The 3,495-nt window shown below is 69.0% G+C and carries 4 protein-coding genes; 1 reads left to right on the forward strand and 3 read right to left on the reverse strand.

Going from position 1 to position 3,495, the window contains the following annotated elements:
* Positions 1-534 precede the first annotated feature (534 nt).
* Complete coding sequence (locus DQ384_RS40115; RefSeq protein ID WP_147269113.1) at positions 535-1,581, forward strand: competence protein CoiA family protein; 1,047 nt, start codon at positions 535-537, stop codon at positions 1,579-1,581.
* Positions 1,582-1,942: 361 nt separating this feature from the next.
* On the opposite strand, the gene DQ384_RS40120 is transcribed toward DQ384_RS40115, so the two are convergent.
* The 3 genes from DQ384_RS40120 to DQ384_RS42595 all read right to left on the reverse strand — a co-directional run.
* Positions 1,943-2,365: a hypothetical protein gene (locus tag DQ384_RS40120; RefSeq protein WP_114034123.1), complete on the reverse strand. Its 423-nt coding sequence runs from the start codon at positions 2,363-2,365 to the stop codon at positions 1,943-1,945.
* Positions 2,366-2,420: 55 nt separating this feature from the next.
* Entirely contained in the window at positions 2,421-3,359 is a 939-nt protein-coding gene (locus DQ384_RS40125) for an IS481 family transposase (protein ID WP_114034124.1), read from the reverse strand.
* On the reverse strand, positions 3,305-3,495 hold a 191-nt coding region (locus DQ384_RS42595; RefSeq protein ID WP_220183402.1), incomplete at its 5' end, for a hypothetical protein. The genes DQ384_RS42595 and DQ384_RS40125, both read right to left, overlap by 55 nt.

Consider the following 3,495-nt stretch of genomic DNA (forward strand, 5'->3'; position numbering starts at 1 on the left):
TGGCCGCTCAGCGCCGAGAACGCGCCCGCATCCGCAGCGAGAAACGCATCCGCTGGGGCGGCCGACCCCTGTCACCCGCCGCCTGACCAAGACCCAACCCGGTGATCGTTTCCGGTCACAGCACTAGCACGGTACGAGATGCGCGCCAAGGCCCTGGATCCGGTCTGGCCGCGTGTGCGCAGGCGGGGTGCACACCGCCCCGGCGGTCGGGGCCGAGCGACACGCGGCGCGAACAGCCTGTATGACCCTGGGTGATAGGGCACGCGGCTTGAGCTGGGGATTATACGAACTTGCGTGCTAATTCCCTAGGTGTAGGGCATCATGGACCTGCGTACCACTACATCTGGTGGTTAGTGTAGTCCCAGCGGTGACGCTCTGCGACCCTGTAGCGGTTCGGGGCCGAACCCGGGCTGGTGTTTGGAAGGAGTTCCACACTTGACCCAACTCCGCTCGACTTCCGAACCAGGACGGGATCGCCGCCTGGTGCAGACGGCCGTCAAAGGTCCGACGGCCGACTCAGGGGACGCCGTCTTCATGCCTTACGAACGCGACGCCGCCCTAGAGTTCCGTCAGGAGCACGAGGGCGTGCATTTCTGGTGCGGGACGGTCAGTGGGTGCGGGCGCCCGCTCTTCACTCGCATCGGCGATGAGAGGATCCCGCATTTTTATCACCTCGGTGAAAGCGAGGCGCAGTGCCGCCTGGCGAAGAGGAGCCGGGGCCGGCTCGACATCGAGCCCGAGATGATCTCGGCCGAGCTGAAGCGCTGGCGGCAAAGCCGCGACCTCCCCGAGGGGGAAGCCGTCTTTCGCGATCCCATCGATCGTTTTGACGCGCGCTACATCCACATCAGCGACCCCGCCAGCACTAGGGACACCCGCGTCGTGCTCGGCAATATCACGATCACGAAGGTCCTGGAGGACGCGGAGTCCCCGCAGGGGCGCGAGTGGGACTGGTTCGTGCACGAGCGCAACAGCGAGGTGACGGCGATCCTGGACAGGCAGGGCGTCGCCTACGGGCGATTCAGGTTCGTCATGCACGCGACCTCGGCGACCCTGGAGGTCTTCCTGTCCACCCCGGACAACGTGGGGGACTGGGGCCGCATCAGCCGGTACGTGCCCGCGCCCAACCGGGCTCCCCGGCCGCTCGAGCCGGCACCGCCGGTGACAGCCGACCTGAAGCCGGGCCCGGCGCGTGCCCCTGTTCCGCAACGGGCCGCCGCCTCCGGCCCTGCACGCGAGAGAGTCGATCGTGACGCGCTGATAGCTCTTGAGGCCCAGTTCCCGCCGCGGCGAGGTTTGGACGGCGGGCCCACCCGCGAACCTGCCTCCGCGCGCAGGGCTCCCCGCCCACTTGCGTCAGAGCCCACTCGGCAGCATGCGCCCCGCTCCGAAGAACAGATCGCCAACGAGTTCAAGGACGCCATCGCGGACCTGAAAGAGGCGCTGGACCTGGGAGATCGCAAGAACAAGGCCCGGTGCGCACGGCGCCTGCACGCACTGCGCAAGGCCCACCGCAAGAGCCTGTCCAGCGACGACAACCGAGCAATCAAGGCCCTGCTCAAGGAGGCCAGTCCAAGCTGACCGCCTGCTGAAGTTCGCCAGGAACTGGAATCCCAAGCCGGGACGGCCCCGCACCGCCCGGTGAACGGCGGGCAGGCGGGCCACCGGACGTGACGAACCGCTGGTATCCCCGGGCCCCGGGTGCCGTGTTTCCGCAGGTCGCATTCAGCCGACCTGCGGAAACACGGCGCGCCGCCCGTTCGAACGTCGATCTCCTGGATTGGGCCTCCGTACCCCACCGAGACCCGGATACGGCCGGGGTGGATCCGCATCCACGTCTTCTGCGGCAACGGCAGCGGCCCGGTGATGTCCCATGGGATGCAGGCGGCGTTGAGCGCACCCATGAGCACGGCGTCGGGGTCGTAGTCGATGGCGATGACCGTCAGCACGACGTAGCGCCGCCCGGCCGGGCGGTCGCCCGGGATGCCTGCCCAGGCCACCACGAGGCGGCCGAGGATGGTCTTCTCCAGGGCCGCGCGGAAGGTCTCGGCCTGCTCGGCGGCCGGCTCAGGTCGACCTGGTCGAGATCGCGGCCCGGCGTATCGCCGATGTCCGCGCTCTGCGCGTTGGTGAGCAGGCCGGCCCACCAGCGCGCCGCGGCCTGGGCCTCCTGGGTTCCCTCGGGCGGTGTCATCGGTGGTTCCATGAGCACGGCCAGGAAGTACCCGACGACGATCACGCCGGCCAAGCCCCAGCCGAGGATGCCGGTGATCAACGGTGTGTCCCGCATCAGGAAGGCGAAGCCCAACCAGGCCAGCACCAGCAGCACGAACGCCACCAAGGCGGCGATGAAACGACCAGTCACATCGCCCTCTCATCCGGGGCACCGACGAGCGAGGGCAGGGCCGGGATGGCGGTGGCTAGCTGTAATGCCCTGAGAGGTTAGGTACGCGGCTGGCGGGTGGGTGGCCGCCGAGTGCGGTGTGGCCGCGGTGGTGATTGTAGGTGTGCAGCCATGCCGGGAGTGCTTGGCGGCGTTCGGTTTCTGAGGTGTAGAGCCGTGCGTAGGCCCATTCATCGAGCAGGGTGCGGTTATAGCGTTCGACCTTGCCGTTGGTCTGGGGCCGGTAGGGGCGGGTGCGTTTGTGGGTGATGCCCTGGCCGGTCAGGAGCTCGCGCCACAGGATGGATCGGTAGCAGGAGCCGTTGTCGGTCGGGACCCGCTGGGCGGTGATGCCGCATTCGGTGAAGTAGGCCTGGGCGCGCTGCCAGAAGGCGGCGGCGGTTTCCTTGGTCTCGTCGGGCAGGATCTCGGTGTAGGCCAGGCGGGAGTGGTCGTCGACGGCGTTGTGCAGGTAGCCGTACCCCAGGTTGGGCCGGCCGTGGTGGGTGCGCGGGCGGGCCGGGTCGCGGTGGGCGGAGCTGTTGCGTCCGCCGGTGGCCCGGCCGTGTGCCTTGTGGCCGCCGCCGTCGGGGATGTTGCCGAGTTTTTTGATGTCGACGTGGATCAGCTCGCCGGGGGCGGTGCGCTCGTAGCGGCGGATCGCAGCGCCGGTGGCCCGGTCCAGATGCGACAGGCGGGCCAGGCGGTAGCGGACCAGGACGCGGTGCACGGTGGCGGGGTTGAGGCGCAGCAGGAAGGCGATGCGGGCCGGTCCCCAGCGGCGGGCCAGGCGGACCTTGATGATGCGCCGTTCGGTACGGCTGGGGGTACGCCGGGGACTGTGGTGCGGGCGGCTGGAGCGGTCGGCCATGCCCGCCGTGCCGTAGCGGCGGTAGCGCTCGGCCCAGCGGCGGGCGGTGGTTACCGCCACCTGGAAGCGTTCGGCTGCTCGGCGCAGCGGCCAGCCGTCCTCCACGACACATCGTGTTGAACGACTTTGAAGATGCCGATGTAGTGGGCGGAATGCGGCATCCTGTCTGCCGACAAGATCGGATGCATGTTCCGGGTGACCGGGGAGTTCGTCGGCGGCGGCACCTCGCCGACGAAGGGCA

The organism is Sphaerisporangium album, assembly GCF_003323745.1.
Lineage (GTDB): Bacteria > Actinomycetota > Actinomycetes > Streptosporangiales > Streptosporangiaceae > Sphaerisporangium > Sphaerisporangium album.